A 1756-nucleotide genomic window follows, 5' to 3' on the forward strand; every position below is an offset into this window, starting at 1 on the left:
CGCCGCGCGCCGCCAGCCGGCGGTTGACCGCGCCGCCGAACAAACCGCCGACGGCCACCAACAAGCCGCTGACGCCGAACAACCAGGCCGGCATGCCCAGCAATTGCAGCGTGAACGGCGCCAGCGTGTAAAAGCCGAACAGCAGTAGATTGAAGCCAGCCACCAGCCATACCGTGGCCAGCACCCGCGGATCTCGCGCCATGCTGGCCGCCACCGCGCCCAAGGCGGCCGGCGGCGGCAGGTCCACTGGCCGGGTCTCGCCGACAAAACGCCACGACAGCGTCAGCAGCAGCAAGGCCAGCGCGCCCAGTGCGGCGAACACGCCCAGATGGCCGAAACCGGCCACCAGCAAAGCGCCCAGCGGCGGGCCCAGCGCCGGCGACAAGGACAGCACCGCGCTGACAGTGGCGAACACCGCCAGCAGCGCCGGTCCCTGGTAACGGTCGCGCAGCATGGTTTGCACCACCACCGAGCCGGCGCTGGCGCCGAAGGCCAGCAATAGCCTGGCTAGCAGCAGCACGGTGAAATCGCGGCTCAGCCAGGCCAAGCCCGCCCCGGCGCCGTAACACAGCAAGGCCGCCAGCAAGGCCGGCCGCCGTCCGTATAGATCTGCGCAACGTCCCCAGCACACCACCCCGAAAGCGAAGGCCAGGAAATACACGCTCATCGTCAACTGCGCCTGGCCGGCGCTGACGCGGTAAGCCTGGGCGATCTCGGTCAAGGCCGGCGCGTAAATGGTTTCACTCAATTGCGGAAAACCCAGCAATAAAATCAGCAGCGCCAGCGGCGCCGCCCGGATCGCGGTTTTCATTTTGTCCTCCTAAAAACAACGAACAGGGATTGTAGGAGGATGAAGGCACGCCTATTATCGATGAATAGACAAAAAACATTGAGAATCGGACAAGATGCCGCGCTACCTGCCCGCCACGGCGCCGGACCCGGACCAGCTCGCCGACCCCATCGTCGGCATGGCCATAGACGCGCCGGCGCCGCATGACTCCGGCCTGCACCGTCACCGGCGCGCGCAACTGATGTACGCGGTCAGCGGCGTGCTGCAGATCCGCATCGGCCACACCCGCTGCGTGCTGCCGCCGACGATGGCGGCCTGGATTCCCTCCGGACTGTGGCACCAGGCCGAAACCGGCAAGCCTTTCGCCTATCGCAGCCTGTATTTCGACCCCGCGGTCTACCCCGCGCTGCCGCAACGGCCGCAGGTCATCGCCGTCGGCCCGCTGCTGCGCGAGTTGATCGTGCGGGTGGCGGAATGGCCGCTGACGCCGCTGGAGCCGGCGCGGCAGCGACTGGTGGAGGTGTTGCTGGACGAGGCCGGCCGCGCGCCGGAGCAGGCGCTGAGCCTGCCCTTGCCGCAGGATAGGCGGCTACTGCGCATTGCCGAGCAGCTATTGCAACAGCCCGGCGACGAGGCCACGCTGGAGCAGTTGGCCGCCCAGGCCGGCGCCAGCGCGCGCACCGTCAATCGGCTGTTCCAGCAACAGACCGGACTCAGCTTCAGCGCCTGGCGGCGGCAATTGAAAATGATGGAGGCCAGCCGGCTGCTGGCCGAGGGGGAAAGCGTCAGCCGGGTGGCGGCGGAATTGGGCTATGCGCAGGACAGCGCCTTCATCGCCATGTTCCGCCGCCATGCCGGGCTCACGCCCGGCCAGCTCAAACGCTCAGTCTGAGCAACGCTTCACGCTCCGCGGGCGGCTCACCACCACAGATGAAAACGCTGCTTGGGCGACAGATACATCTTGTC

The 1756-nt window shown here is 67.4% G+C and carries 2 protein-coding genes; one reads left to right on the forward strand and one right to left on the reverse strand.

Annotated features, from left to right (window positions below):
• Positions 1-811: MFS transporter (locus LQT98_RS23325; RefSeq protein WP_231465584.1), on the reverse strand; the 811-nt coding region annotated here is incomplete at its 3' end.
• Positions 812-905: 94 nt separating this feature from the next.
• On the opposite strand from LQT98_RS23325, the gene LQT98_RS23330 reads away from it, so the two are divergent.
• Positions 906-1682, forward strand: coding sequence for an AraC family transcriptional regulator (locus LQT98_RS23330; protein WP_231465586.1), 777 nt, complete (start codon positions 906-908; stop codon positions 1680-1682).
• Positions 1683-1756: the final 74 nt, after the last annotated feature.

The organism is Chromobacterium aquaticum (assembly GCF_021129195.1).
GTDB classification, from domain to species: domain Bacteria; phylum Pseudomonadota; class Gammaproteobacteria; order Burkholderiales; family Chromobacteriaceae; genus Chromobacterium; species Chromobacterium aquaticum.

Coding starts and splice junctions, on each gene's coding strand:
- LQT98_RS23330 (WP_231465586.1), top strand. CDS start 906: ATGCCGCGCTACCTGCCCGCCACGGCGCCGGACCCGGACCAGCTCGCC.